General features: G+C 69.5%; 22 protein-coding genes, 1 tRNA gene and 2 pseudogenes. 12 read left to right on the top strand and 13 right to left on the bottom strand.

Annotated elements, in window-relative coordinates:
* The first annotated feature begins 34 nt into the window (after positions 1–34).
* The 3 genes from ACGFNK_RS29375 to ACGFNK_RS29365 all read left to right on the top strand — a co-directional run bounded on the left by ACGFNK_RS29375 (position 35) and on the right by ACGFNK_RS29365 (position 2,004).
* Positions 35–523, top strand: coding sequence for a phage holin family protein (locus ACGFNK_RS29375; RefSeq protein ID WP_393420665.1), 489 nt, complete (start codon positions 35–37; stop codon positions 521–523).
* On the top strand, positions 520–1,485 hold the full coding sequence (locus tag ACGFNK_RS29370) for an alpha/beta fold hydrolase (RefSeq protein WP_393420663.1): 966 nt from the start codon (positions 520–522) through the stop codon (positions 1,483–1,485). The genes ACGFNK_RS29375 and ACGFNK_RS29370 overlap by 4 nt, the downstream gene beginning before the upstream one ends.
* A gap of 339 nt (positions 1,486–1,824) precedes the next feature.
* Positions 1,825–2,004 carry a hypothetical protein gene (locus tag ACGFNK_RS29365; RefSeq protein ID WP_386347300.1) on the top strand — a complete coding sequence of 60 codons (180 nt, stop codon included), beginning with the start codon at positions 1,825–1,827 and terminating at the stop codon, positions 2,002–2,004.
* Positions 2,005–2,025: 21 nt separating this feature from the next.
* Here ACGFNK_RS29365 and ACGFNK_RS29360 read toward each other — a convergent pair whose 3' ends face one another.
* The 3 genes from ACGFNK_RS29360 to nth all read right to left on the bottom strand — a co-directional run bounded on the left by ACGFNK_RS29360 (position 2,026) and on the right by nth (position 5,188).
* Positions 2,026–3,225 (bottom strand): MarP family serine protease, encoded by a 1,200-nt coding sequence (locus tag ACGFNK_RS29360; protein WP_393420661.1) that lies wholly within the window; start codon positions 3,223–3,225, stop codon positions 2,026–2,028.
* Between the two features lie 96 nt (positions 3,226–3,321).
* Positions 3,322–4,017, bottom strand: a complete 696-nt coding sequence (locus ACGFNK_RS29355) for an NUDIX hydrolase (RefSeq protein ID WP_393420659.1) — start codon at positions 4,015–4,017, stop codon at positions 3,322–3,324.
* A 52-nt stretch (positions 4,018–4,069) separates the two neighbouring features.
* Entirely contained in the window at positions 4,070–5,188 is a 1,119-nt protein-coding gene (gene nth, locus ACGFNK_RS29350) for an endonuclease III (RefSeq protein WP_393420657.1), read from the bottom strand.
* Between the two features lie 251 nt (positions 5,189–5,439).
* Here nth and ACGFNK_RS29345 point away from each other — a divergent pair, with 251 nt between their 5' ends.
* Entirely contained in the window at positions 5,440–6,114 is a 675-nt protein-coding gene (locus ACGFNK_RS29345; protein WP_006382668.1) for a Crp/Fnr family transcriptional regulator, read from the top strand.
* A gap of 320 nt (positions 6,115–6,434) precedes the next feature.
* Here the strand turns inward: ACGFNK_RS29345 and ACGFNK_RS29340 are convergent, their stop codons facing one another.
* From ACGFNK_RS29340 to ACGFNK_RS29325, 4 genes are all read right to left on the bottom strand, one after another.
* Positions 6,435–7,265 carry an MBL fold metallo-hydrolase gene (locus ACGFNK_RS29340; RefSeq protein ID WP_393420655.1) on the bottom strand — a complete coding sequence of 277 codons (831 nt, stop codon included), beginning with the start codon at positions 7,263–7,265 and terminating at the stop codon, positions 6,435–6,437.
* The gene (locus tag ACGFNK_RS29335) at positions 7,262–8,131 is read right to left on the bottom strand and encodes an NUDIX hydrolase (RefSeq protein WP_393420653.1); all 870 of its coding nucleotides are present in this window, start codon (positions 8,129–8,131) and stop codon (positions 7,262–7,264) included. Before ACGFNK_RS29335 ends, ACGFNK_RS29340 begins: the two co-directional genes overlap by 4 nt.
* 158 nt (positions 8,132–8,289) lie before the next feature.
* Positions 8,290–8,757 carry a RidA family protein gene (locus ACGFNK_RS29330; RefSeq protein WP_393420651.1) on the bottom strand — a complete coding sequence of 156 codons (468 nt, stop codon included), beginning with the start codon at positions 8,755–8,757 and terminating at the stop codon, positions 8,290–8,292.
* Entirely contained in the window at positions 8,754–8,912 is a 159-nt protein-coding gene (locus ACGFNK_RS29325; RefSeq protein ID WP_344391265.1) for a hypothetical protein, read from the bottom strand. Before ACGFNK_RS29325 ends, ACGFNK_RS29330 begins: the two co-directional genes overlap by 4 nt.
* Positions 8,913–9,076: 164 nt before the next feature.
* On the opposite strand from ACGFNK_RS29325, the gene ACGFNK_RS29320 reads away from it, so the two are divergent.
* On the top strand, positions 9,077–10,054 hold the full coding sequence (locus ACGFNK_RS29320; RefSeq protein WP_393420649.1) for an ArsA family ATPase: 978 nt from the start codon (positions 9,077–9,079) through the stop codon (positions 10,052–10,054).
* Positions 10,051–11,355: an ArsA family ATPase gene (locus ACGFNK_RS29315; RefSeq protein WP_393420647.1), complete on the top strand. Its 1,305-nt coding sequence runs from the start codon at positions 10,051–10,053 to the stop codon at positions 11,353–11,355. The genes ACGFNK_RS29320 and ACGFNK_RS29315 overlap by 4 nt, the downstream gene beginning before the upstream one ends.
* A 156-nt stretch (positions 11,356–11,511) precedes the next feature.
* Here the strand turns inward: ACGFNK_RS29315 and wblA are convergent, their stop codons facing one another.
* The 3 genes and pseudogenes from wblA to ACGFNK_RS29300 form a co-directional block, all read right to left on the bottom strand.
* On the bottom strand, positions 11,512–11,850 hold the full coding sequence (wblA, locus tag ACGFNK_RS29310) for a transcriptional regulator WblA (RefSeq protein WP_033321758.1): 339 nt from the start codon (positions 11,848–11,850) through the stop codon (positions 11,512–11,514).
* A 420-nt stretch (positions 11,851–12,270) separates the two neighbouring features.
* Positions 12,271–12,579, bottom strand: a complete 309-nt coding sequence (locus ACGFNK_RS29305) for a hypothetical protein (protein WP_393420645.1) — start codon at positions 12,577–12,579, stop codon at positions 12,271–12,273.
* 49 nt (positions 12,580–12,628) lie between these two features.
* Positions 12,629–13,009 (bottom strand): annotated as a pseudogene (locus ACGFNK_RS29300) (transposase); the annotation flags it as partial.
* A gap of 45 nt (positions 13,010–13,054) precedes the next feature.
* On the opposite strand from ACGFNK_RS29300, the gene ACGFNK_RS29295 reads away from it, so the two are divergent.
* Positions 13,055–15,313: a transglycosylase domain-containing protein gene (locus ACGFNK_RS29295; RefSeq protein WP_393420643.1), complete on the top strand. Its 2,259-nt coding sequence runs from the start codon at positions 13,055–13,057 to the stop codon at positions 15,311–15,313.
* 124 nt (positions 15,314–15,437) lie between these two features.
* Here ACGFNK_RS29295 and ACGFNK_RS29290 read toward each other — a convergent pair whose 3' ends face one another.
* Positions 15,438–15,902 carry a GatB/YqeY domain-containing protein gene (locus ACGFNK_RS29290; RefSeq protein WP_386347278.1) on the bottom strand — a complete coding sequence of 155 codons (465 nt, stop codon included), beginning with the start codon at positions 15,900–15,902 and terminating at the stop codon, positions 15,438–15,440.
* Between the two features lie 120 nt (positions 15,903–16,022).
* Here ACGFNK_RS29290 and ACGFNK_RS29285 point away from each other — a divergent pair, with 120 nt between their 5' ends.
* Entirely contained in the window at positions 16,023–16,949 is a 927-nt protein-coding gene (locus tag ACGFNK_RS29285; protein WP_393420641.1) for a metallophosphoesterase, read from the top strand.
* 222 nt (positions 16,950–17,171) lie between these two features.
* Positions 17,172–17,245, top strand: a tRNA-Pro gene (locus ACGFNK_RS29280).
* 105 nt (positions 17,246–17,350) lie between these two features.
* Here the strand turns inward: ACGFNK_RS29280 and ACGFNK_RS29275 are convergent.
* Positions 17,351–17,753, bottom strand: a pseudogene (locus ACGFNK_RS29275) (site-specific integrase); the annotation flags it as partial.
* A gap of 426 nt (positions 17,754–18,179) precedes the next feature.
* Between ACGFNK_RS29275 and ACGFNK_RS29270 the strand changes: the two are divergent.
* Positions 18,180–18,362 carry a hypothetical protein gene (locus ACGFNK_RS29270; protein WP_393420639.1) on the top strand — a complete coding sequence of 61 codons (183 nt, stop codon included), beginning with the start codon at positions 18,180–18,182 and terminating at the stop codon, positions 18,360–18,362.
* Positions 18,363–18,457: 95 nt separating this feature from the next.
* Here ACGFNK_RS29270 and ACGFNK_RS29265 read toward each other — a convergent pair whose 3' ends face one another.
* Positions 18,458–19,474, bottom strand: coding sequence for a helix-turn-helix transcriptional regulator (locus ACGFNK_RS29265; RefSeq protein WP_393420637.1), 1,017 nt, complete (start codon positions 19,472–19,474; stop codon positions 18,458–18,460).
* A 288-nt stretch (positions 19,475–19,762) separates the two neighbouring features.
* On the opposite strand from ACGFNK_RS29265, the gene ACGFNK_RS29260 reads away from it, so the two are divergent.
* Together ACGFNK_RS29260 and ACGFNK_RS29255 are read left to right on the top strand one after the other, a co-directional pair.
* Positions 19,763–19,972 (top strand): hypothetical protein, encoded by a 210-nt coding sequence (locus ACGFNK_RS29260; protein ID WP_393420635.1) that lies wholly within the window; start codon positions 19,763–19,765, stop codon positions 19,970–19,972.
* Between the two features lie 66 nt (positions 19,973–20,038).
* Complete coding sequence (locus ACGFNK_RS29255) at positions 20,039–21,037, top strand: LLM class flavin-dependent oxidoreductase (protein WP_393420633.1); 999 nt, start codon at positions 20,039–20,041, stop codon at positions 21,035–21,037.
* Positions 21,038–21,133: the final 96 nt, after the last annotated feature.

Genomic DNA, 21,133 nt, shown 5'->3' with positions numbered 1-21,133 from the left:
CAAGAGAACGTCCCAAGAGAACAGGGAGAACGCGATGAGCGCACCCGACGGCAGCCCGGTCGGCGCCGAACGCAGCATCGGCCAGCTGTTCGCCTCGGCGACGACCGAGATGTCCGCGCTGGTGCACGACGAGATCGCGCTGGCGAAGGCCCAGCTCAAGCGCGACGTCAAACGCGGTGCGGTGGGCGGTGGCGCCTTCGCGGCCGCCGGGGCGGTGCTGATCTTCTCCCTGCCGATGCTGAGCTTCGCGCTGGCGTACGGGATCCGCACCTGGAGCGACTGGAACCTCGCGGTCTGCTTCCTGCTGTCGTTCGCCGCGAACGTGCTGGTCGCCGGTGTGCTCGCACTGATCGGCGTCGTCTTCGCGAAGAAGGCGAAGAAGGGCAAGGGCACGCAGAAGACAGCGGCCTCGGTCAGGGAGAGCGCGTCCGTCCTGCAGAACGCGAAGCCGCACCCCCGTCAGGTGACCGAGGCCGACCGGGTCGGTGAGGGCGTCAAGGCTGTGGCACGCTCGTCCTCATGACGGGCTCCTCCATCCCTGCGGGGCAATCGCCCTCGGCGCTGTCCACCTCGGTCGTACGGCTCGACGTGCCCGGCGGGAAAGAGGTGCGTCACCGGGACGTCGCCGCCAACGGCGCGCGTTTCCACATCGCCGAGCTGGGCGACGGGCCACTGGTCCTGATGCTGCACGGCTTCCCGCAGTTCTGGTGGACCTGGCGACATCAACTGGTCGCGCTCGCCGACGCGGGCTTCCGCGCGGTCGCGATGGACCTGCGGGGCGTCGGCGGCAGCGACCGTACGCCCCGCGGCTACGACCCGGCGAACCTCGCGCTGGACATCACCGGGGTCGTACGGTCCCTCGGCGAGCCCGACGCGGCCCTGGTCGGGCATGACCTCGGCGGCTACCTGGCGTGGACGGCGGCCCTGATGCGCCCCAAGCTGGTGCGCCGGCTCGCGGTCGCCTCGATGCCGCATCCCCGGCGCTGGCGCACGGCGATGCTCTCGGACATGAAGCAGACCAGGGCGGGCTCGTACATCTGGGGCTTTCAGCGGCCCTGGATCCCGGAGCGCCAACTCGTCGCCGACGAGGCCGCCTTGGTGGGCCGTCTCGTACGGGACTGGTCCGGTCCGCGACTGCCGGACGACGAGGCCGTGGAGATGTACCGGCAGGCGATGCGCATCCCGTCGACGGCGCACTGCTCGGTCGAGCCGTACCGCTGGATGGTGCGTTCGCTGGCGCGGCCGGACGGCATCCAGTTCAACCGCCGGATGAAACGGCCGGTGCGGGTGCCGACGCTGCATCTGCACGGCTCGCTCGATCCGGTGATGCGCACGCGCAGCGCGGCGGGCTCCGGGGTGTACGTCGAAGCCCCGTACCGCTGGCGGCTGTTCGACGGGCTGGGGCACTTTCCGCACGAGGAGGACCCGGTGGCGTTCTCCACGGAACTCATCAACTGGCTCAAGGACCCCGAGCCGGATCGCTGAGCGCTCGGCTGGACATGAGGTTTGAAGCCAAGCGCTCCGCTGGAAGAGCGGTTGGAAGCTGCGGTCCGTCGTGGCTGGTCGCTCCCCCACTCTCGGCTTCGCTCGAGCGGGGGACCCCCATCGCGGCGGAGCCGCATATGTCACTGCCCGGCGCCCCTTGGGGGCCTGCGGCCCCTCGGGGCGCCGCATCGCGCCGGACCCCGGTAAGTCCGCTTCGAGCCGGACCGCCGAGGCCCTCACGGGAACGCTTGTCCTACGAACGGCCAATGCCTGGCGCATAGGCCAATTGGGGGCCATGGGGGCGGTTATCGACCTTGGGGCAGGGGCAGACGTCGGGGTATGGGCTGGACGCACGACTACAGTGACGCAGCACGCAACCGCCGCTCGGCCGGTGGGCTGAGCTCCCACCAGAGGGGCGCCCCGCAGATGCAGGGCACGGACCCCCGGTTGGGCATCCCGCACATTCTGAGGCGCCGGGCCCGCTGGGTCTCGGCGCGCCTGCGCCATCCGCGCGGCTGACCCCGCTCGCGACACACCCGGTCACAGCGCGCAGCTGTCGCTGTCCACCTGCTGGACGGCGGTGCGGCCCTTGGCGATGTCCTCCTGGACCTCGTCCGCGGTGAGCGCGTACCCCGTCTGCGGGTCGTCGAGGGACTTCGCGAAGACCACTCCGTACACCTTGCCGTCCGGGGTGAGCAGCGGGCCGCCGGAGTTGCCCTGGCGCACGGTCGCGTAGAGCGAGTAGACGTCGCGGCGCACGGTGTCCCGGTGATAGATGTCGGGGCCGTTGGCCGTGATGCGGCCGCGTACGCGCGCGGAGCCGACCGTGTACGGGCCGTTCTCCGGGAAGCCCGCCACGATCGCGCTGTCGCCGCCCGCGGCGTCCTGGGACGTGAACTGGAGGGCGGGCGCGCGCAGATCGGGCACGTCGAGTACGGCGATGTCGCGCTCCCAGTCGTAGAGCACCACCTTCCCGGCGTACCGCTTGCCCTCGCCGCCTATTTGGACGTACGGCTCGTCGACGCCGCCCACCACGTGCGCGTTCGTCATCACGCGGCGCTGGTCGAAGACGAAGCCGGTGCCTTCGAGGACCTTGCCGCAGCTCTGGGCGGTACCGGTGACCTTGACGATGGAACGCTGGGCGCGGGCGGCGACCGGGCTGTTGGCGAGGGCCGGGTCGGGGGCCTGCACTTCGTTGATGGGCTCGTTCGAGAACGGGCTGAAGACCTGCGGGAAGCCGTTCTGCGCGAGAACCGAGGAGAAGTCGGCGAACCAGGTGCTGGCCTGTGCGGGCAGGGCCCGCGACACGCCGAGCAGCACCTTGGAGTTACGGACCTCCTTGCCGAGCGTCGGCAGTGTCGTACCGGCGAGGGCCGAGCCGATCAGCCAGGCGACCAGCAGCATCGCCACGACGTTGACGAGGGCGCCGCCAGTGGCGTCCAGGGCGCGGGCCGGGGACCAGGTGATGTACCGGCGCAGCTTGTTGCCCAGGTGGGTGGTGAGTGCCTGGCCGACGGAGGCGCAGACGATCACGACGACCACCGCGACAACGGCGGCCGTGGTGCCCACCTCCGCGTCATCGGTCAGGGCGTCCCAGATGACGGGCAGCAGATAGACGGCGACGAGACCGCCGCCCAGGAAGCCGATTACCGACAGGATGCCGACGACGAACCCCTGGCGATAACCCACGATCGCGAACCACACGGCGGCGACCAACAGCAGGATGTCCAGCACGTTCACTGATTCAAGCCTCGCCTTGTCACTTCGCGTTCGCCATAGCCCGGCCGGGGGTCCGGGGGTCGTCCCCCGGGAAGACACAGCACGAACGCCACCCTGTCATGCGCGCCAGTCCAGCGGGACCTGCTTATCGCGGTCCCAAGGTCGTTCCCAGCCCGAGTAGTGCAGGAGGCGGTCGATGATGCCGGCCGTGAAGCCCCAGACGAGGGCGGATTCGACCAGGAATGCCGGACCTCGGTGGCCGCTGGGGTGGACGGTCGTGGCGCGGTTGGCGGGATCCGTGAGATCCGCCACGGGGACCGTGAAGACCCGGGCCGTCTCGTTCGGATCGACGACACACACCGGGGTCGGCTCGCGCCACCAGCCCAGCACCGGGGTGACCACGAAGCCGCTCACCGGGATGTAGAGCGCGGGCAGTACGCCGAAGAGCTGGACGCCGCGCGGGTCGAGCCCGGTCTCCTCCTCGGCCTCGCGGAGAGCGGCCCGGAGCGGCCCGTCGGCCTTCGGGTCGCCGTCCTCGGGGTCGAGGGCGCCACCGGGGAACGACGGCTGCCCCGCATGCGATCTGAGCGAACTGGCCCGCTCCATGAGCAGCAGCTCGGGGCCGCGCTCCCCTTCGCCGAACAGGATCAGTACGGCGGACTGGCGGCCCGCGCCGTTCGCCGGCGGCAGGAAGCGGCTCAGCTGGAGCGGCTCCACCGTCTCGACGGCGTGCACCACCGTGTCCAGCCAGCCGGGCAGGCCGTCCTTGCTCAGGCTCAATCGGCCGTTGTGCATATCGCTCGCGTGCGTCATCGACACCCCCGTTCTGCTGATCTCAACGCCCGTGGCCCACCTGATCGTTCCGTCATGCCTGATCCGCTGCGGACGCGCTCGGCACGGGCGCCCCCAGCGGCGGCGCGGGGAGGCCGCCGGCGTCCAAGTACGCCTGCGGTGGCTTGAGGCGCTGGCCCGGGAAGCCGCCCTTCTCGTACTTCAGGAGCTTCTTTGCCTTCTCCGGATCTGTCTCGCCCTCTCCGTACGCCGGGCAGAGCGGGGCGATGGGGCAGGCACCGCAGGCGGGTTTGCGGGCGTGGCAGATACGGCGGCCGTGCCAGATCACGTGGTGGGAGAGGTCCGTCCAGTCGCTCTTGGGGAAGAGCAGGCCGATGGCCGCCTCGATCTTGTCCGGTTCCTTCTCGTCGGTCCACTGCCAGCGGCGGACGAGCCGCTGGAAGTGGGTGTCCACGGTGATTCCCGGCCGCCCGAAGGCGTTGCCGAGCACCACGAAGGCGGTCTTGCGGCCCACTCCGGGGAGCTTGACGAGGTCCTCCAGGCGTCCGGGGACCTCGCCCCCGAAGTCGTCCCGCAGAGCCTTGGAGAGCCCTATCACCGACTTGGTCTTGGCCCGGAAGAACCCGCACGGCCGCAGGATCTCCTCGACCTCCTCGGGGTTCGCGGCGGCCAGGTCCTCCGGGGTGGGGTACTTGGCGAAGAGCGTCGGCGTCGTCTGGTTCACCCGCAGGTCGGTCGTCTGGGCCGAGAGCACGGTGGCGAGTACGAGCTGGAAGGGGTTCTCGAAGTCCAGCTCCGGGTGGGCGTACGGGTAGATCTCGGCGAGCTCGCGGTTGATACGGCGGGCGCGACGGACCAGGGCAGTACGGGATTCGTTACGGCCAGGGGTGACCGCGGGTGCTTCGGTCGGAGCGGCCTTCTTTGTGGTCCTCTTCACAGGGGCGGCCTTCTTTGCGGCGGCCGCTTTCTTGGTGACGGCAGCCTTCTTGGCAGGGGCCTTGGTCGCCGCATGGGCGGCTTTCTTGGCGGGCGCGGCCTTCTTCGCCGTAGCTGAAGCCCTCTTCGTCGGAGCCGTCGCCTTCTTCGCGACCCCCGACGTCCGCTCGACCGGTGCCGGATGTGCCGCCTTTGCCGTTTTCTTCGTCCCGTCGGGGCTCTGTTCGCCCACAGCGGAATCGCGACGTACTGCCACCCGTCCAGCTCCCTTGGCCTGTGCTCTCACCGGCGATTTGGACACCCGGCCAGCCTAAAGCCCCCCACTGACATCCGCCCCGGCCCTCCGGGATCGGCCACCAATTGGGCCCCTGCCACACTGCCCGGGACGTACGTGCGGCAGACTTGTGACTGATCACACTGTTTGGACCGTCCGGCAATATGGGGAACACCGTCCCCTGGTACACGGGGGAGCAAGATCCCCTGAGCAGGTCGACAAGGAGAGAACTCGTGGACGACGTTCTGCGGCGCGCCCCGCTCTTCGCGGCGCTCGATGACGAGCAGGCCGCGGAGCTCCGCGCCTCCATGAGTGAGGTGACCCTCGCGCGCGGCGACGCGCTCTTCCATGAGGGTGACCCGGGTGACCGCCTGTATGTGGTCACCGAGGGCAAGGTCAAGCTCCACCGCACGTCCCCCGACGGCCGCGAGAACATGCTCGCCGTCCTCGGCCCCGGCGAGCTCATCGGCGAGCTGTCGCTGTTCGACCCCGGTCCGCGTACGGCGACCGCCACGGCGCTGACCGAGGTCAAGCTGCTGGGCCTGGGCCACGGCGACCTCCAGCCGTGGCTGAACGCGCGGCCCGAGGTGGCCGCCGCCCTGCTGCGCGCCGTCGCGCGGCGCCTGCGCAAGACGAACGACCAGATGTCCGACCTGGTCTTCTCGGACGTTCCCGGCCGTGTCGCGCGTGCCCTGCTCGACCTCTCGCGCCGCTTCGGCGTGCAGTCCGAAGAGGGCATCCATGTGGTGCACGACCTCACCCAGGAGGAGCTCGCCCAGCTGGTCGGCGCCTCCCGTGAGACGGTCAACAAGGCGCTCGCCGACTTCGCCGGTCGTGGGTGGCTCCGTCTGGAGGCGCGTGCGGTGATCCTGCTGGATGTGGAGCGGCTGGCCAAGCGGTCGCGCTGACGCCTGGTCTTGGCCGTACGTCGATGGGGTCCCGCCTTTCGGAGGGCGGGACCCTTTTGTTGTCGCCAGCGGGAGACGTGCCTGGATGTTTCTCGCCCCCGCCGCCCCTACCCGTCCCATCCCTGGGGCTGCGCCCCGGGACCCCGCCAGGGGGGTGGGGAGTGACAGTCGTGTTGCGGCTGCGGGGCCGTTGTGGCTGGTCGCGCCCCGCGGCGGAGCCGCATATGTCACAGCCCCGCGCCCCTGAAGGGGCGCACCCCGGTCGGCCACGTGCGGAACGGGACGGGACGCGGGTGGCCCGCCCGCAGCGGCAGGCGGGCCTAGATCAGGCCGTGCTCCCGCAGATAGTCCAGCTGTGCCCGTACCGACAGTTCTGCCGCCGGCCACAGGGAGCGGTCCACGTCGGCGTAGACGTGGGCCACGACCTCGCTCGGGGTGCGGTAGCCGTCCTCGACCGCTGTCTCGATCTGGGCGAGGCGGTGGGCGCGGTGGGCAAGGTAGTACTCGACGGCGCCCTGGGCGTCGTCGAGGACGGGGCCGTGCCCCGGCAGCACCGTGTGTACGCCGTCGTCGACCGTCAGGGACCTCAGTCGACGCAGCGTGTCCAGATAGTCGCCGAGGCGGCCGTCGGGGTGGGCGACGACCGTGGTGCCCCGGCCGAGGATCGTGTCGCCGGTCAGGACGGCCCGGTCGGCGGGCAGATGGAAGCAGAGCGAGTCGGCGGTGTGGCCGGGGGTCGGTACGACGCGCAGCTCCAGGCCACCCGTCCTGACCACGTCTCCGGCCGCCAGGCCCTCGTCGCCGAGCCGCAGCGCGGGGTCGAGAGCCCGCACCTTCGTGCCGGCCAGCTCCGCGAACCGCGTGGCCCCCTCGGCATGGTCGGGGTGCCCGTGCGTCAGCAGGGTCAGCGCGACCCGCTTTCCCGCCTTCTCGGCGGTGTCCACGACATTGCGCAGGTGTACGTCGTCCAAGGGCCCCGGGTCGATCACCACCGCGAGCTCGGAGTCCGGCTCGGAGAGGATCCACGTGTTCGTCCCGTCGAGCGTCATCGGGGACGCGTTCGGGGCGAGGACGTTGATCGCACGCTCGGTGGCGGGGCCGTCGAGAACCCCGCCCCGCGGCTGGCCGGGAAGGGCTGCTGCGTCCGTCATGCGGGGGCTCCACCGGTCGGGATGTGCTTGGTGAACTCGTCGTGTCCCGGCCAGGAGAGCACCAGCTCGCTGTCCTCCAGGCGGGCCTGGGCCAGGACGGGGGCCAGATCGCGCCCGGGTGCGGCGGCGAGGGCCTCGGCGGCGGTGTCGTACGAGCGGAGCTGGCGCAGCGTCGCGATGGTGGGCGGCATCATCAGGAGGTCGCCCTTGTCGTACGCGTCCGCCGCCTCCCCGGGGCGGATCCAGACGGTGCGGTCGGCCTCCGTGGAGGCGTTGCGGGTGCGCTGGCCCTCCGGGAGGGCGGCCACGAAGAACCACGTGTCATAGCGGCGCGGTTCGAACTCCGGGGTGATCCAGCGCGTCCACGCCCCCAGGAGGTCGGATCGCAGCACGAGCCCCCTGCGGTCCAGGAACTCGGCGAAGGAGACGTCCCGGGCGACCAGGGCCTCACGGTCCGCCTCCCAGTCGTCGCCCGTGGTGTCACCGACCACGGAGTCCGGCGTGGGGCCGGCGAGCAGCACGCCCGCCTCCTCGTACGTCTCGCGCACCGCCGCGCAGACGATCGCCTGGGCGGAGGTCTCGTCGACGCCGAGCCGGGACGCCCACCACGCGCGCGTGGGACCCGTCCAGCGAATCTGCCGGTCGTCGTCCCTGGGATCCACGCCGCCCCCGGGATACGCGTACGCGCCTCCGGCGAAGGCCATGGAGGCGCGTCTGCGCAGCATGTGCACGACGGGGGCGCCGTCGGTGTCCTTGAGCAGCATGACGGTGGCCGCCCGCTTGGGGACGACCGGTGTGAGCCTGCCCTCCGTGAGCGCACGGATACGGTCCGGCCACTCCGGTGGATACCACTGCCCATTCGCCATGCGCGGAGGCTATCCCGTAGAGAGCTGATGTTCGAGAGGCAACAATCGGCTGCTCCGGGGGCCGCCCGGAGGAACCAATGCCCTTGGGGAGCCCGATCGTCGACCGACCGGCGCCCCCGAGCCCGCTTACGCCTCCGTCAGGCCCCCAGAGGACCGGACTACGCCTCCGTCAGCTCCACCTGGATCTCGACCTCGACCGGCGAGTCCAGCGGCAGCACCGCCACCCCGACCGCGCTCCGCGCGTGTACGCCCTTGTCGCCCAGGACCGCGCCCAGCAGCTCGCTCGCGCCGTTCACGACGGCGGGCTGGCCCGTGAAGTCGGCGGCCGAGGCCACGAAGCCGACGACCTTCACCACGCGCGCGACACGGTCGAGGTCACCCGCGATCGACTTGACCGCGGCCAGGGCGTTCAGCGCACAGGTGGCGGCCAGCTCCTTGGCCGCCTCCGGAGTGACCTCCGCACCAACCTTGCCGGTGGCCGCGAGCTTGCCGTCCACCATGGGGAGTTGGCCGGATGTGTAGACGTACACCCCGGTCTGCACGGCAGGCTGGTACGCGGCCAGCGGCGGCACCACCTCGGGCAGGGTCAGCCCGAGTTCGGCCAGCTTGGACTCGACGGCGCTCATGCCTGCTTCTCGCGCTTCAGGTAGGCCACCAGCTGCTCGGGGTTCGGCCCGGGCACCACCTGGACGAGCTCCCAGCCGTCCTCGCCCCAGGTGTCCAGAATCTGCTTCGTGGCGTGGACGAGCAGCGGCACAGTCACGTATTCCCACTTGGTCATGTGGCCGACTGTATCCGCTGCCACGCACGGCGTTCCGCGCGCCTTGCACCCTGCCCCCCGCTGCACCGTGCACCCGGCCTCCCCGCACGTTCTCCACAGCCTCCGCCACCCGTTGTCCACAGCCACCTGCGTAGCCCGGCCGCCGACTGGTTAGGCTCGAAGATGTGAGCAGGCTCCAGGTCGTCAGCGGCAAGGGCGGTACCGGCAAGACGACGGTCGCCGCAGCCCTAGCGCTCGCCCTCGCCACGGAGGGCAAGCGCACCCTCCTGGTCGAGGTCGAGGGCAGGCAGGGCATCGCGCAACTCTTCGAGACGGAGGCGCTGCCCTATGAGGAACGGAAGATCGCCGTCGCACCCGGGGGCGGGGAGGTGTTCGCCCTCGCCATAGACCCCGAGCTGGCGCTTCTCGACTACCTCCAGATGTTCTACAAACTGGGGGGCGCCGGACGGGCCCTCAAGAAGCTCGGCGCCATCGACTTCGCGACGACGATCGCGCCCGGCCTCAGGGACGTACTCCTCACCGGGAAGGCGTGTGAGGCAGTCCGCAGGAAGGACAAGACCGGAAGGTTCGTGTACGACTACGTCGTCATGGACGCCCCGCCGACGGGCCGCATCACCCGCTTCCTGAACGTGAACGACGAGGTGGCGGGCCTCGCCAAGATGGGCCCGATACACAATCAGGCCCAGGCCGTCATGCGGGTCCTCAAGTCCCGTGAGACGGCCGTGCACTTGGTGGCCCTCCTGGAGGAGATGCCCGTCCAGGAAACCGTCGACGGCATCTCCGAACTGCGCGCCGCGAAGCTCCCGGTGGGCCGGATCATCGTGAACATGGTGCGGCCCACGGCCCTCGACGAGGCCGACCTGGAACTCACCCGCGAGGCGCCGCGTGCGGCCATCGCCAGGTCGCTCTCCGCTGCCGGACTCGGCGGCGCCCGCCGCGGCGGGGTCGCCGAGCGGCTCGTGGAACCGCTGCTCACCCAGGCGGACGAGTACGCCGAGCGGTACGCACTGGAGCGTGAGCAGCGGGCCGCACTCCAGGAGCTGGGCCTCCCGCTGCACGAACTCCCGCTGCTCGCCGAGGGACTGGACCTCGCGGGCCTGTACCAACTCGCCACCGAACTGCGCCGGCAGGGGATCTCATGAGCTTGGACCCGGTCCGCGTCCTGGACATCGACACGCTGCTCGACGACCCGAAGACCCGCATCGTGGTCTGCTGCGGGGCGGGCGGCGTCGGCAAGACGACCACCGCGGCGGCCCTCGGGCTGCGTGCCGCCGAGCGCGGCCGGAAGGTGGTCGTCCTCACCATCGACCCGGCGCGCAGGCTCGCCCAGTCGATGGGCATCGACGCGCTCGACAACACCCCGCGCCGGGTGAAGGGCATCGACGACTCCGCGGACGGCGAACTGCACGCGATGATGCTCGACATGAAGCGCACCTTCGACGAGATCGTCGAGGCGCATGCGGACCCCGAGCGGGCCGCCGCGATCCTGGGCAACCCCTTCTACCAGTCGCTCTCGGCGGGCTTCGCGGGCACGCAGGAGTACATGGCGATGGAGAAGCTGGGCCAGCTGCGGGCCCGCGACGAATGGGACCTGATCGTCGTCGACACGCCTCCCTCCCGCTCGGCGCTCGACTTCCTGGACGCCCCGAAACGGCTCGGGTCCTTCCTGGACGGCAGGCTGATCCGGCTGCTGACCGCGCCGGCGAAGCTGGGCGGCCGGGCCGGGATGAAGTTCCTGAACGTCGGGATGTCGATGATGACCGGCACCCTGGGCAAGCTGCTCGGCGGCCAGCTCCTCAAGGACGTCCAGACGTTCGTGGCCGCGATGGACACCACCTTCGGTGGTTTCCGTACGCGCGCGGACGCCACGTACAAGCTCCTCCAGGCGCCCGGCACGGCCTTCCTGGTGGTGGCGGCCCCGGAGCGCGACGCGCTGCGCGAGGCCGCGTACTTCGTGGAACGGCTGGCCGCCGAGGCCATGCCACTCGCGGGTCTGGTGCTGAACCGGGTGCACAGCAGCGGCGCCACCCAGCTGTCCGCCGAGCGGGCGCTCGCCGCCGCGGAAAATCTTGCGGAAGCCCGCATTGTCGATCAGGAGGGTGGGAAAGCTGGAGTTCGTAACTCTCCCGACACGTATGGCAGTTCAGAATCTCCCGCTTCCGCCGTTCCCGAGGCTCCCGCACCCGACGCAGGCTCCCCCGCCGCGGACCGGATCGACGCCGAAGGAGCAGGGACGGCCCGAACCGTCGAGCAACTCACCGCGGGCCTGCTGAGGTTGCACGCCGAGCGCATGCGGCTGCTCTTCCGCGAACAGCGCACGCGTGACCGCTTCACCGCGCTCCACCCCGAGGTGGCAGTGGCAGAAGTGGCCGCGCTGCCCGGCGATGTGCACGACCTCGCAGGGCTGCGGGACATCGGGGACCGGCTCGCGGCCGGTGCCTAGCCGGCCGGAGCTGCGTGAGCCTCTCGGGGTCGCGTGGACCCCTGCTGTGTACGGACCGCGCGGGCCCTGGTCGCAGACGGCGTCGTGTAAGGCCGTACGGCAGTCGTATACGGCTTTGTACGGTGCGTCTGTGTGGTGTGCGGCCGCGGCGAGCGGTCAGCCCACCGCCGCGTAGTGCTCGTACACCTCTTCCTCGTCGAGGGGCAGAATGCCCGCCCCCCGCTCGTACTCAGTACGCGCTGTCTCGAGCAGCCTGCGCCAGGAGGTGACGGTTGGCCGCCTGCGCAGCAGTGCGCGGCGCTCCCGCTCCGTCATCCCTCCCCACACGCCGAACTCGACGCGGTTGTCCAGCGCATCGGCAAGACATTCCGTGCGCACCGGACATCCGGTGCACACTGCCTTCGCCCTGTTCTGCGCTGCTCCTTGAACGAACAGTTCGTCCGGATCGGTAGTGCGACAGGCCGCCTGCGCACTCCAGTCGGTTACCCAGCCCATACCGGCGCCGTCCTCTCCCGAATCGAGGCTCCCCCACGGCGGCAGCGGCATATTCACCGCCGCCAGTTGAGGACGTTACGGAAGGTGGGCACAGTCAACCAGCCCCTGCGGGCCCAATCTTGAATGGCCCGAATGGACTATGGGTACGCGGCAGATCACCCAACGGAGTGACCTGACGGCATACGTAACCTTCCTGGCAAACCAGGACAGTTGAGCTGCGTCACAACGGACGCCAAGTGACACATGAGGCGGATTCGGGCACGAGCCCAACAAAAAAGTTGGGAATCGACTGGAACGATTCGGGGTCGCCAGCCGTATTGATACGTAGCCCTGCTGCTGTGACAGTTGTGAGCAGCTTAGGCCAAGGCCTATACGCGTGTCCGGCGAATGAGAACGTGGACACCTCACGTTGCTATGCCGTCAAGTTCTCAGGATGAGTCCTCCGTTCACGGCGCGGTCGTAGAGCCGCTGGTGCCACTCGTTGGCGTCGGGTGCGGGCTGGGTGGTGAGCACGGGGTTCGGACCGGTCTCGATGAGGTGGAGGAGCGTCCAGGCGACGCCATAGCAGTCGTCCGGGCCGAAGCAGGAGACGAGCGCCTGGGCTTCCTCTCCCGTGACCGGCTTCGGGATCGCGTTGAGCTGCTGGTCGCGTCTGTCGATCTCTTCTTCGCTCGCGTCCCAGTCAGGAAGCGGGCCGTTGGCGACGAACGTCTGCACTTCGGGTCTCATGGGCGAATGATCGGCTTCCGTGCCACCGCGAGCAAGGCGTCTTCACTGGTCACGCGGCTGCTGCCTCTGCCGGCGACGGCACGGGGAACGCCGACTGCTCATCGAAGAGTTCACGCTTCTGAAGGCAGTGGTAAAGCTGGCCGATCATGCGGTAGAAGAGGTTGCGTTGGGCGGCTGCGTGCCAGTCGCCGTGCTCGCGTCGTCGCCGGTAATGGGCGTTGGCACCGACGGACGCCCTCAGCGAGGAGAAGGCCCGCAGGTAGCCGGAGTGGTTGAGCCGGTCGTTTTTCACCCACCGCCGGGTGATGGACGACTTCTTCCCTGAGGCTCTGGTGACGGGCGAGGCGCCGGCGTAAGCCTTCAAACCGCGGGCGTCACCCGCCCGGCTGCCCTCAGATGTCACGGTCCGGCACTCGAACGTCCCCAGAAGCACCTGCCCCTCGGGACGCCCTTAGTTAGGGATTAGGCTGCCCTCATGGCAAACAAGCGCTCGGGTGGCGGCCTGTCTCCAATTCAGCAGGCCGCCAAGTTCCTAGGTGTCAGCGTGCTCGCGGGAGCCGTCGCGGCGGGCATCGCCCTGCCCGCGGCCGGTGCGCTGGGGCTGGCGGCCAAGGGCTCGGTGGAAGGTTTCGACGAGATCCCCGCCAACCTCAAGCGTCCGCCACTGAGTCAGCGCACCACGATCCTGGACAACCAGGGCGGGCGGATCGCCACGGTCTACTCGCGCGACCGCACCGTGGTCGAGCTCAAGGACATCTCGCCGTACATGCAGCAGGCGATCGTCGCCATCGAGGACTCCCGCTTCTACAAGCACGGCGCGGTGGACCTCAAGGGCGTCCTGCGCGCGCTCAACCGGAACGCGCAGAGCGGCGAAGTGTCCCAGGGCGCGTCCACGCTCACGCAGCAGTACGTGAAGAACGTCTTCGTGGAGGAGGCCGGCGACGACCCGACGCTGGTCGCCCAGGCCACGCAGCAGACCCTCGGCCGCAAGATCAAGGAACTGAAGCACGCGATTCAGGTAGAGGAAGAGCTCGGGAAGAAGAAGATCCTCGAGAACTACCTGAACATCACGTTCTTCGGCCAGCAGGCCTACGGCGTCGAGGCCGCGGCCCAGCGCTACTTCTCCACGTCCGCCAAGGACCTGAAGCTGGAGCAGGCCGCACTGCTCGCCGGCGTCGTCCAGTCGCCGACCCGCTACGACCCGGTCAACGACGAGCAAGAGGCCATACAGCGGCGCAACGTGGTCCTCCAGCGCATGGCCGACCTGGGCAACGTCTCCCAGGCGGAGGCCGACGAGGCCAAGGAGAAGCCGCTCGGCCTGAAGGTCAGCAAGCCGAACAACGGCTGCATCACGGCGGTCAAGGGCGCGAGCTTCTTCTGTGACTACGTCCGCGAACTGGTGCTGAACGACAAGGTCTTCGGCAAGACCAAGAAGGCCCGCGCAAAGGTCTGGAACCAGGGCGGCCTGACGATCCGTACGACGCTCGACCCGCAGGCCCAGGAATCGGTGCAGGCCTCGATCAAGAGCCACGTCAAGAAGTCGGACAAGGTCGCCACGGCAGCCACGCTGGTCGAGCCGGGCACCGGCAAGATCCTCGGCATGGGCCAGTCGAAGCCGTACGGCTACGGCAAGAACGAGACCGAGATCAACTACTCGGTCGAGCAGGGCAGGGGCGGCTCGAACTTCGGCTTCCCGACCGGTTCGACCTTCAAGCCGTTCCTGGCCGCGGCCGCCCTCGAGGAGGGCACCCCGCCGATCCAGTCGTACCCGGCACCGTACGAAATGCCGTATCCGGAAACGGTGGAGACCTGTGACTCGAGTCCGTGGCGGAACACGGACGGCGCCAAGGTGGAGAACGAGGACGAGTCCGAGGTCGGTCCGTACCGCCTGAAGGAGGCGATGGAGAAATCCGTCAACACCTACTTCGTGCAGATGCTCGAGGACATCGGCATGTGCCCGGTGACCAAGATCCTCGACAAGATGGGCGTGGTGCAGGGCAACGGCGACAAGCTGCCTGAGCGGCCCGCGTCCCTCACCCTGGGCTCCACCGGTATCTCGCCGCTGACGATGTCGAGCGCGTACGCGACCTTCGCCAACCGCGGTACGTACTGCACGCCGATCGCCATCGAGTCGATCAACCGGAGGATAGGCGGCGAGACCAAGTCGCTGGCGGTGCCGAAGTCGACGTGCAGCCGGGCGATGTCCGAGACCACCGCGGACACCATCAACACGCTGCTGAGCGGCGTGGTCGACTCCGGTACGGGACAGCAGGCCGGCCTCACCGACCGTGCCAACGCGGGTAAGACGGGTACGACCGACGAGCGCAGGAACGCCTGGTTCGTCGGCTACACGCCGAACATGTCCGGCGCCGTCTGGGTCGGCAGCGCAACCCAGGCCGTCAAGATGTCGAACATCACGATCGGCGGCGTCTGGCACGAAAAGGTCTACGGCGGCCAGGTGCCCGGCCCGATCTGGAAGGACGCCATGTCCGGCGCCCTCGAGGGCAAGGAGTCCCCGGGCTTCAACCTGGTCAACATCCCCGACCCTCCCAAGGAGGACAAGGACCGCCGGGACGACGATGACAACGACGACCCCGGGAACGGGAACGGCAACGGTGGGAACGAGGACGGCGGCATCGGTGACATCCCCGACCCGTCCTTCTCGATCCCGGAGGAGTGGACGATCGGCGGGAACGGGAACGGTGGGAACGGGAACGGCGGTCGCTTCCCGTAAGACACCAGGCAGTTGATGCCGTACGACGGTGGGGGCGCCCCTTGCAGAAAGGGGCGCCCCCACCGTCGTATCCGCGTATCCGCGTATCCGCGTATCCGCGAAATAGCTGTGCGGGCCTCAGCCCTCAGCCCGCGAGCAGCTTCTTGACCGCGGCGGCGACGCGGCCGCCCTCGGCCTGGCCCGCCACCTTCGGGTTCACGATCTTCATGACCTGGCCCATGGCGCGCGGGCCCTCCGCGCCGGCCGCCTTCGCCTCTTCGACCGCCTGGGCAACGATCTGCTGGAGCTCGTCGTCGGACAGCTGCTTGGGCAGGTAGTCGGCGAGGATTTCGCCCTCCGCCTTCTCCCGCTCGGCCGACTCGGCGCGACCACCCTGCGCGAAGGCCTCGGCCGCCTCACGGCGCTTCTTCGCCTCCTTGGCGATCACCTTCTGCACCTCGTCGTCGGAGAGCTCGCGCTTCTGCTTGCCCGCGACCTCCTCCTTCGTGATCGCGGCGAGGGTCAGCCGGAGCGTCGAGGAGCGGAGCTCGTCGCGCTCCTTGATCGCGGCATTGAGGTCTTCCTGCAGCTTCGACTTGAGCTTGGTCATGGGGTCGATTGTCGCAGGTGTGGTGCGACAGCGGCCTGTTGATTTCCCGCGGCACGTCTTGGGTTGCCCGGCGCGGGCCGGTCGGCTTCGGCCGTGCGCGCCGTCTGAGACGATGGGCCCATGCGCGCGCGATACGGAGTACCCCTGGGAATCACGGCGGCCGGCGCCGCCGGTCTGCTCTACTCGGTGGGTTTCGAGGCCCGGTCCTTCCGCCTGCGGCGGGTGACGGTGCCAGTGCTGCCGCCGGGCATGCGCCCGCTCCGCGTCCTCCAGGTCTCCGACATCCACATGGTGAGCGGCCAGCGCAAGAAGCAGCGCTGGCTGCGCTCCCTGGCCGGACTGCGCCCCGACTTCGTCGTCAACACCGGCGACAACCTGTCCGACACGGAGGGCGTGCCGGAGGTGCTGGACGCGCTGGGTCCGCTGATGGAGTTCCCGGGCGCGTACGTCTTCGGCTCGAACGACTACTACGGGCCCAAACCCCGCAACCCCGCCCGGTACTTGCTGGAAAAGGCACAGGGACGGCACGGGCTCAACGGCAACCCGCCCGTCGTAGGCGCCATCCACAACCCGTGGGAGGACCTGCGCGACGGCTTCGACGCGGCAGGCTGGCTGAACCTGACGAACGTCCGGGGTTCGCTGAAGATCGACGGCCTGGAGATCGAGCTGACCGGCCTGGACGACCCGCACATCAAACGCGACCGGTACGCGCGCGTGGCCGGCGGCCCCTCCGAGTCGGCCGACTTCTCGATGGGCATCGCCCACGCCCCGTACCTGCGCGTCGTAGACGCCTTCACCGCGGACGGCTACCCCCTGATCCTGGCCGGCCACACCCACGGCGGCCAGATCTGCCTCCCCTTCTACGGCGCCTTCGTCACCAACTGCGACCTGGACACGGACCGGGTGAAGGGCCTGTCCACGCATACGTCCGCCGGGCGGACGGCGTACCTGCACGTCTCGGCGGGCTGCGGCACGAATCGCTACACGCCGGCACGGTTCGCTTGCCCGCCGGAGGCTACGTTGCTGACGCTTACGGGGCGGGATTGAAGTGCTCTCCCGACCCGAAGCCGGGAGATCCCTGGAACCAGCTCGGCCACACGGCGCTCCCTGGCGGCAGCACCGGCAGCACTGCACTGGCTCTTGCTGACCCGCCCGGGCCCACACCGCCGGCCCCCGGAAAACCGGATTTCGCCTCCAGCCACCGGTGGGCTAAAGTAAACGACGTCGCCACGACACAGCCCACTTGAAGTGGCCTGCTCAAAGCGACATCGGGGTGTAGCGCAGCTTGGCAGCGCGCTTCGTTCGGGACGAAGAGGTCGTGGGTTCAAATCCCGCCACCCCGACAGCTGAAAATGCAGATCAGAGGGCCCAGTGTGCAAGTTGCACTGGGCCCTCTGGCGTTGCTGCGTGACTATCGATTCCTGCGTGACTCTCCAGTAGACCCCCTAGGTCATGGCGGTCCCGGAGTGCCCGAAGAGCCGGGAGATCTCCTCCAGCGGGACGCCCCGGTCGGAGAGCAGAGACACGAGGCTGTGCCGGAGCTCCCGAGACGTCCACTCGTCAGCTGATCCCGTCGACGTCCTTGAGCGCCTGTCGGAAGGCCCGGCGGACGTTGGCCGCGTCAAGCGGCTTGCCCACAGGTGAGGGGACGGCGAGCCGGTGTTCCTCCCACTTGTCGTCGGCGGCGAGCCGGTCCCAGCCCTGTTCTTCGAATCGCTGCCAGAGGGCTTCGACGCAACGCATCGGCAGAGCAAGCGTGCGACGGGGCTTCCGGGTCTTGGTGTCTCCGCTCCGCCGGACCGACCGCCAGACGGCGATGTGTGGAGGCTGCGGCGGGTCGAAGTCCAGCCGACGGCTCCGGCCGGGTCGTCGACGAGGCGCTGGGCGCGACGCGGTGCGGTTCGGTGCGGTGCGGTGCGGTGCGGTGGCGAATGTCGCACCGGGGTCGGCGAGGCTCGGCCCGTGCGAGAGCAGCAGCACACGCGGGGCGAGGTCGGCCATCCGGTGCAGTGAGACGCGTGAGGGCAGATCGTGCGGGACTGCTTTCAGCGGCAGGCACACGCCCGTATGCCGACAGGGCTGAACCGGACCGGTGGCCGCCACCAACAGTCCTGTGCCTCCAGGCCGCCCCGGCCTGGTGATTCCCGCCTGCTCGGCATCGGGTTCGCAGGATGCTGCGAGGTGGCTCGCAGGAAGCTGCACGTCGTTCGGGGCGAGTGGGGGAGGAGGCCTGGGACAGTGATATGACCAATCCCCCTTGCAGAAGGAGCCGGCACGATGGCCCAGAAATCCACGGGCGGGAGTACGAGGAATCCGCTGGCCGGGCTGACCGGCCTGCTGATCGCTCTCGCCTGTTCTCTCGTGATCTTCGACGGTACGACGAAGATCGTGATGGTGTCCGCGTTCGCTCTTGGGGCGCTGGTCAGTGCCCGTTCGCTGGCGCGGGCCGCCAGACGGTAGGCGGTAGGCGGTAGGCGCGACAGCATTCGTCCGACGGGGGTCGGAGCACCTGCTTCACGGTGCTCCGACCCCCGTCGTGTCAGTTCCGGGCGGGCTCAGATCCAGCTGCGTTCGCGGGCGAGCAGCGCGGCCTGGAAGCGATTTGACGCGCCCAACTGCTGCATCAGGGACGCCACATACTTGCGGTACGTACGGACCGAGATGCCGACGTCACGGGCCCCGGTCTCATCCTTGTCCGCTGTGCACAGTGATTCCAGTATCCTGCGCTCGATCTCGCCGGGGCGGTCGTCGGCGGGCTCCAGCCCGCCCCCGCCCGACGGCGGCGGAGGTTCATGGGCCTGGCCCCACATCCGCTCGAAGAGCGAGACCAGCGTGGCTACGAGCCCCGGTTCCCGGGCGAGCAGGGCACCGCGGCTGCTGTCGGCCGGGTCGATCGGGGTGAGCGCGGCGGCCCGGTCGAAGATCAGGACACGCTCCAGCGGGAGCCGGGAGATCCGGACCTCCGCTCCCTTGGCGGTCAGTTCACGCAGGTACGCCATGGTGCCGGGGTCGTCCAGCGCGGCGGACCCGATCAGACTCCGCATCCGTATGCCGCGGCGCAGGATGCGTTCGTCCGCCGGCCGGGACGTCGCGACGACCTGAGGGGGGATCAGCCCGCTCGGCCAGGTGGTCAGGCTCTCCGAGCGGGTGAAGAAGGTCAGTTCGTCGATTGCGGCACGGACCCGGTCGATTCCCTCCAGGCGCTCCATCGTGGGCCGGTCGGTTCCGGCGACGGAGTCGCTCGCCTGTGCCGCGTTCCGCTCGGCGAGCAGGGAGGCGACGATGTCGTTCTCGGCCGCCGAGTTCTCCAGTTCCTCCCGGGCCAGGGCCACCCGGTGCTCGATGAGGGCCTCGATCGCCTTGGCCGGAGCGACGGGGCGCAGCAGGCCGTCGGCAAGGGTGGCGAGCCCGAGTTCGAGGGCCCGCTTCTGCAGTGACTGCATCGATTCTTCGTCCGAGGAACAGTGCTCGGCCAGCTCTTTCAGGCCGGCGCCCCCTGTCCGCAGCAGCATGCGGTAGAACGCCTCCTCCTCCGGTCTGACGCCCAGAAACTCAAGACTCGTGTGCGGCATGGCTCCCCCCAAGGACCTACGGTGGTCAGTCGCTTTCATAGATCTACCTGGCCAACCGGAGAAAAACCATGTAGATCGACATGTCCGTTCAGACTGGTGGCAGAACATGCGCATCAAGTGACACCGCCGCGCGCAGCAAGCTGCGCGCAAGACCCCTCCAACTCGGGCTTCCCAAACGGCAGAGTTGTGGTCACAAGGAGCCGCCGGGAACACCCCGGAAGCTCACCGGAATCCCGGCCGGACCGGGCCGGATTCCAGCTCCACACGTCTCGACCAGGGGGAACCGTCATGAAGAAGCGCTTCGCCACCTCGCTCGTCGCCGCTGCCCTGCTCGGCCTCGCCGGCGCCGGCACCGCCCAGGCGGCCGGGCCTGCGGCCCAGGTGGCTTCCACCGCCGCTCCGACCACCGGTTCCGCCCATCCCGACCTGTCATCCCTCCCCAGGCTGATCCTGAACGAGGTGGTGTCGACCACCCGCCTGATCCACGACTGGAACTAGCCGAGCAAGCGACGTCGCCCGTCCGTCAGCCAAGGCCTTGGCCAAGGAACAAGGAGGGAACTCCCGATGACCGCCTACTCGGTCCTCGTACCGTTCGTCCCGAGCAGACCCGAGCAGATGCTGCCGTTCGCGGGACTCGTGCACTGGACCGGCGCCCACCGGCTGTGGCAGGGGCAGAGCCTCGCCACCGAGTCCCACCAGGGATTCGCCCACGCCGCCGGTGCGGGGTTCCGGGTGCCGGCGGGACTCGGAGTGACCTTGATGCCCCTGCGGCACCCCACCGAGGCCGCGCTCCAGGCACGGTCACTCTCCCTGATGACCGGCGAACCGGTCCTGGCGGGGTACGGTCCCGGGGCCCCGAGTGTGCAACAGGCCCTGCTCGGCGCCCCGTACCGGAGTCCGCTCACCGCGGCCCGCGAGTACCTGACCGCCGTACGCTCCGCACTGACGGGGAGCCTGGAGGTGCTGGACGGCGAGTACGTGCATCAGGAGGCGGTGCTACGGGCCGTGCCCGGGCCGAAGGTCGAACTCGGAGTCGGTGTGCTGCGCCCCGGTATGGCCCGGGTGGCGGGCGAGGTGGCCGACGCGGCCATCACCTGGCTGACGCCCGCCCGCTATCTGCGGGACCACATCGTGCCCGCGGTGCGCGAGAGCGCGGAGAAGGCCGGCCGGCCCTTTCCCCGCGTGGTGGCCATGGTGCCCGTCGCCCTGGCCGCCCCCGACCGCGACCCCGTACAGCTCGCCCTCGCCTCGAACCGGAACCATCTGCGCGCACAGCACTACCGCGACATGCTCCGGCGCGGCGGTGTGGACCTGCCGGACGACGTACCGGAGGGCACCGGCCCGCCCGGCGCCGACGAAGCCGTGCAGGGCAAGGCCCTGGTCGTCGGCGACGCCTTCCTGTACGGCGGACCGGACGAGCTGCTGGCCAAGTTCGACGCCTACCGGAAGGCGGGGGTCGACGAGATCGTCCTCAATGTCACCGGTGTGGCCCAACTCTTCGGGCCGCAGGCTGCCACCAAGGAGCTGCGCACCCTGCTGACCCTGCTCGGCCTGGCCGTCTGACGTCGCGGCACGCCCGGCCCTTCCACTTGCGGGCACGTCTCCGCCACCTGACTTCGCAAGCACGCGCCTCACCACCCGAACTTCGCAGGCAGCCTC

Source organism: Streptomyces sp. NPDC048825 (genome assembly GCF_043198355.1).
Taxonomy (GTDB): domain Bacteria; phylum Actinomycetota; class Actinomycetes; order Streptomycetales; family Streptomycetaceae; genus Streptomyces; species Streptomyces xiangluensis.
Note: the sequence above shows the minus strand (reverse complement) of the source record. Positions and strands in the feature narration are given on the sequence as shown.

Bases quoted from the DNA above. Each gene is read 5' to 3' on its own strand.
- ACGFNK_RS29375 (WP_393420665.1), top strand. From the start codon at position 35: ATGAGCGCACCCGACGGCAGCCCGGTCGGCGCCGAACGCAGCATCGGC.
- ACGFNK_RS29370 (WP_393420663.1), top strand. From the start codon at position 520: ATGACGGGCTCCTCCATCCCTGCGGGGCAATCGCCCTCGGCGCTGTCC.
- ACGFNK_RS29365 (WP_386347300.1), top strand. From the start codon at position 1,825: ATGGGCTGGACGCACGACTACAGTGACGCAGCACGCAACCGCCGCTCG.
- ACGFNK_RS29355 (WP_393420659.1), bottom strand. From the start codon at position 4,017: ATGACGCACGCGAGCGATATGCACAACGGCCGATTGAGCCTGAGCAAG.
- ACGFNK_RS29340 (WP_393420655.1), bottom strand. From the start codon at position 7,265: ATGACGGACGCAGCAGCCCTTCCCGGCCAGCCGCGGGGCGGGGTTCTC.
- ACGFNK_RS29335 (WP_393420653.1), bottom strand. From the start codon at position 8,131: ATGGCGAATGGGCAGTGGTATCCACCGGAGTGGCCGGACCGTATCCGT.
- ACGFNK_RS29330 (WP_393420651.1), bottom strand. From the start codon at position 8,757: ATGAGCGCCGTCGAGTCCAAGCTGGCCGAACTCGGGCTGACCCTGCCC.
- ACGFNK_RS29325 (WP_344391265.1), bottom strand. From the start codon at position 8,912: ATGACCAAGTGGGAATACGTGACTGTGCCGCTGCTCGTCCACGCCACG.
- ACGFNK_RS29315 (WP_393420647.1), top strand. From the start codon at position 10,051: ATGAGCTTGGACCCGGTCCGCGTCCTGGACATCGACACGCTGCTCGAC.
- wblA (WP_033321758.1), bottom strand. From the start codon at position 11,850: ATGGGCTGGGTAACCGACTGGAGTGCGCAGGCGGCCTGTCGCACTACC.
- ACGFNK_RS29305 (WP_393420645.1), bottom strand. From the start codon at position 12,579: ATGAGACCCGAAGTGCAGACGTTCGTCGCCAACGGCCCGCTTCCTGAC.
- ACGFNK_RS29295 (WP_393420643.1), top strand. From the start codon at position 13,055: ATGGCAAACAAGCGCTCGGGTGGCGGCCTGTCTCCAATTCAGCAGGCC.
- ACGFNK_RS29290 (WP_386347278.1), bottom strand. From the start codon at position 15,902: ATGACCAAGCTCAAGTCGAAGCTGCAGGAAGACCTCAATGCCGCGATC.
- ACGFNK_RS29285 (WP_393420641.1), top strand. From the start codon at position 16,023: ATGCGCGCGCGATACGGAGTACCCCTGGGAATCACGGCGGCCGGCGCC.
- ACGFNK_RS29270 (WP_393420639.1), top strand. From the start codon at position 18,180: ATGGCCCAGAAATCCACGGGCGGGAGTACGAGGAATCCGCTGGCCGGG.
- ACGFNK_RS29265 (WP_393420637.1), bottom strand. From the start codon at position 19,474: ATGCCGCACACGAGTCTTGAGTTTCTGGGCGTCAGACCGGAGGAGGAG.
- ACGFNK_RS29260 (WP_393420635.1), top strand. From the start codon at position 19,763: ATGAAGAAGCGCTTCGCCACCTCGCTCGTCGCCGCTGCCCTGCTCGGC.
- ACGFNK_RS29255 (WP_393420633.1), top strand. From the start codon at position 20,039: ATGACCGCCTACTCGGTCCTCGTACCGTTCGTCCCGAGCAGACCCGAG.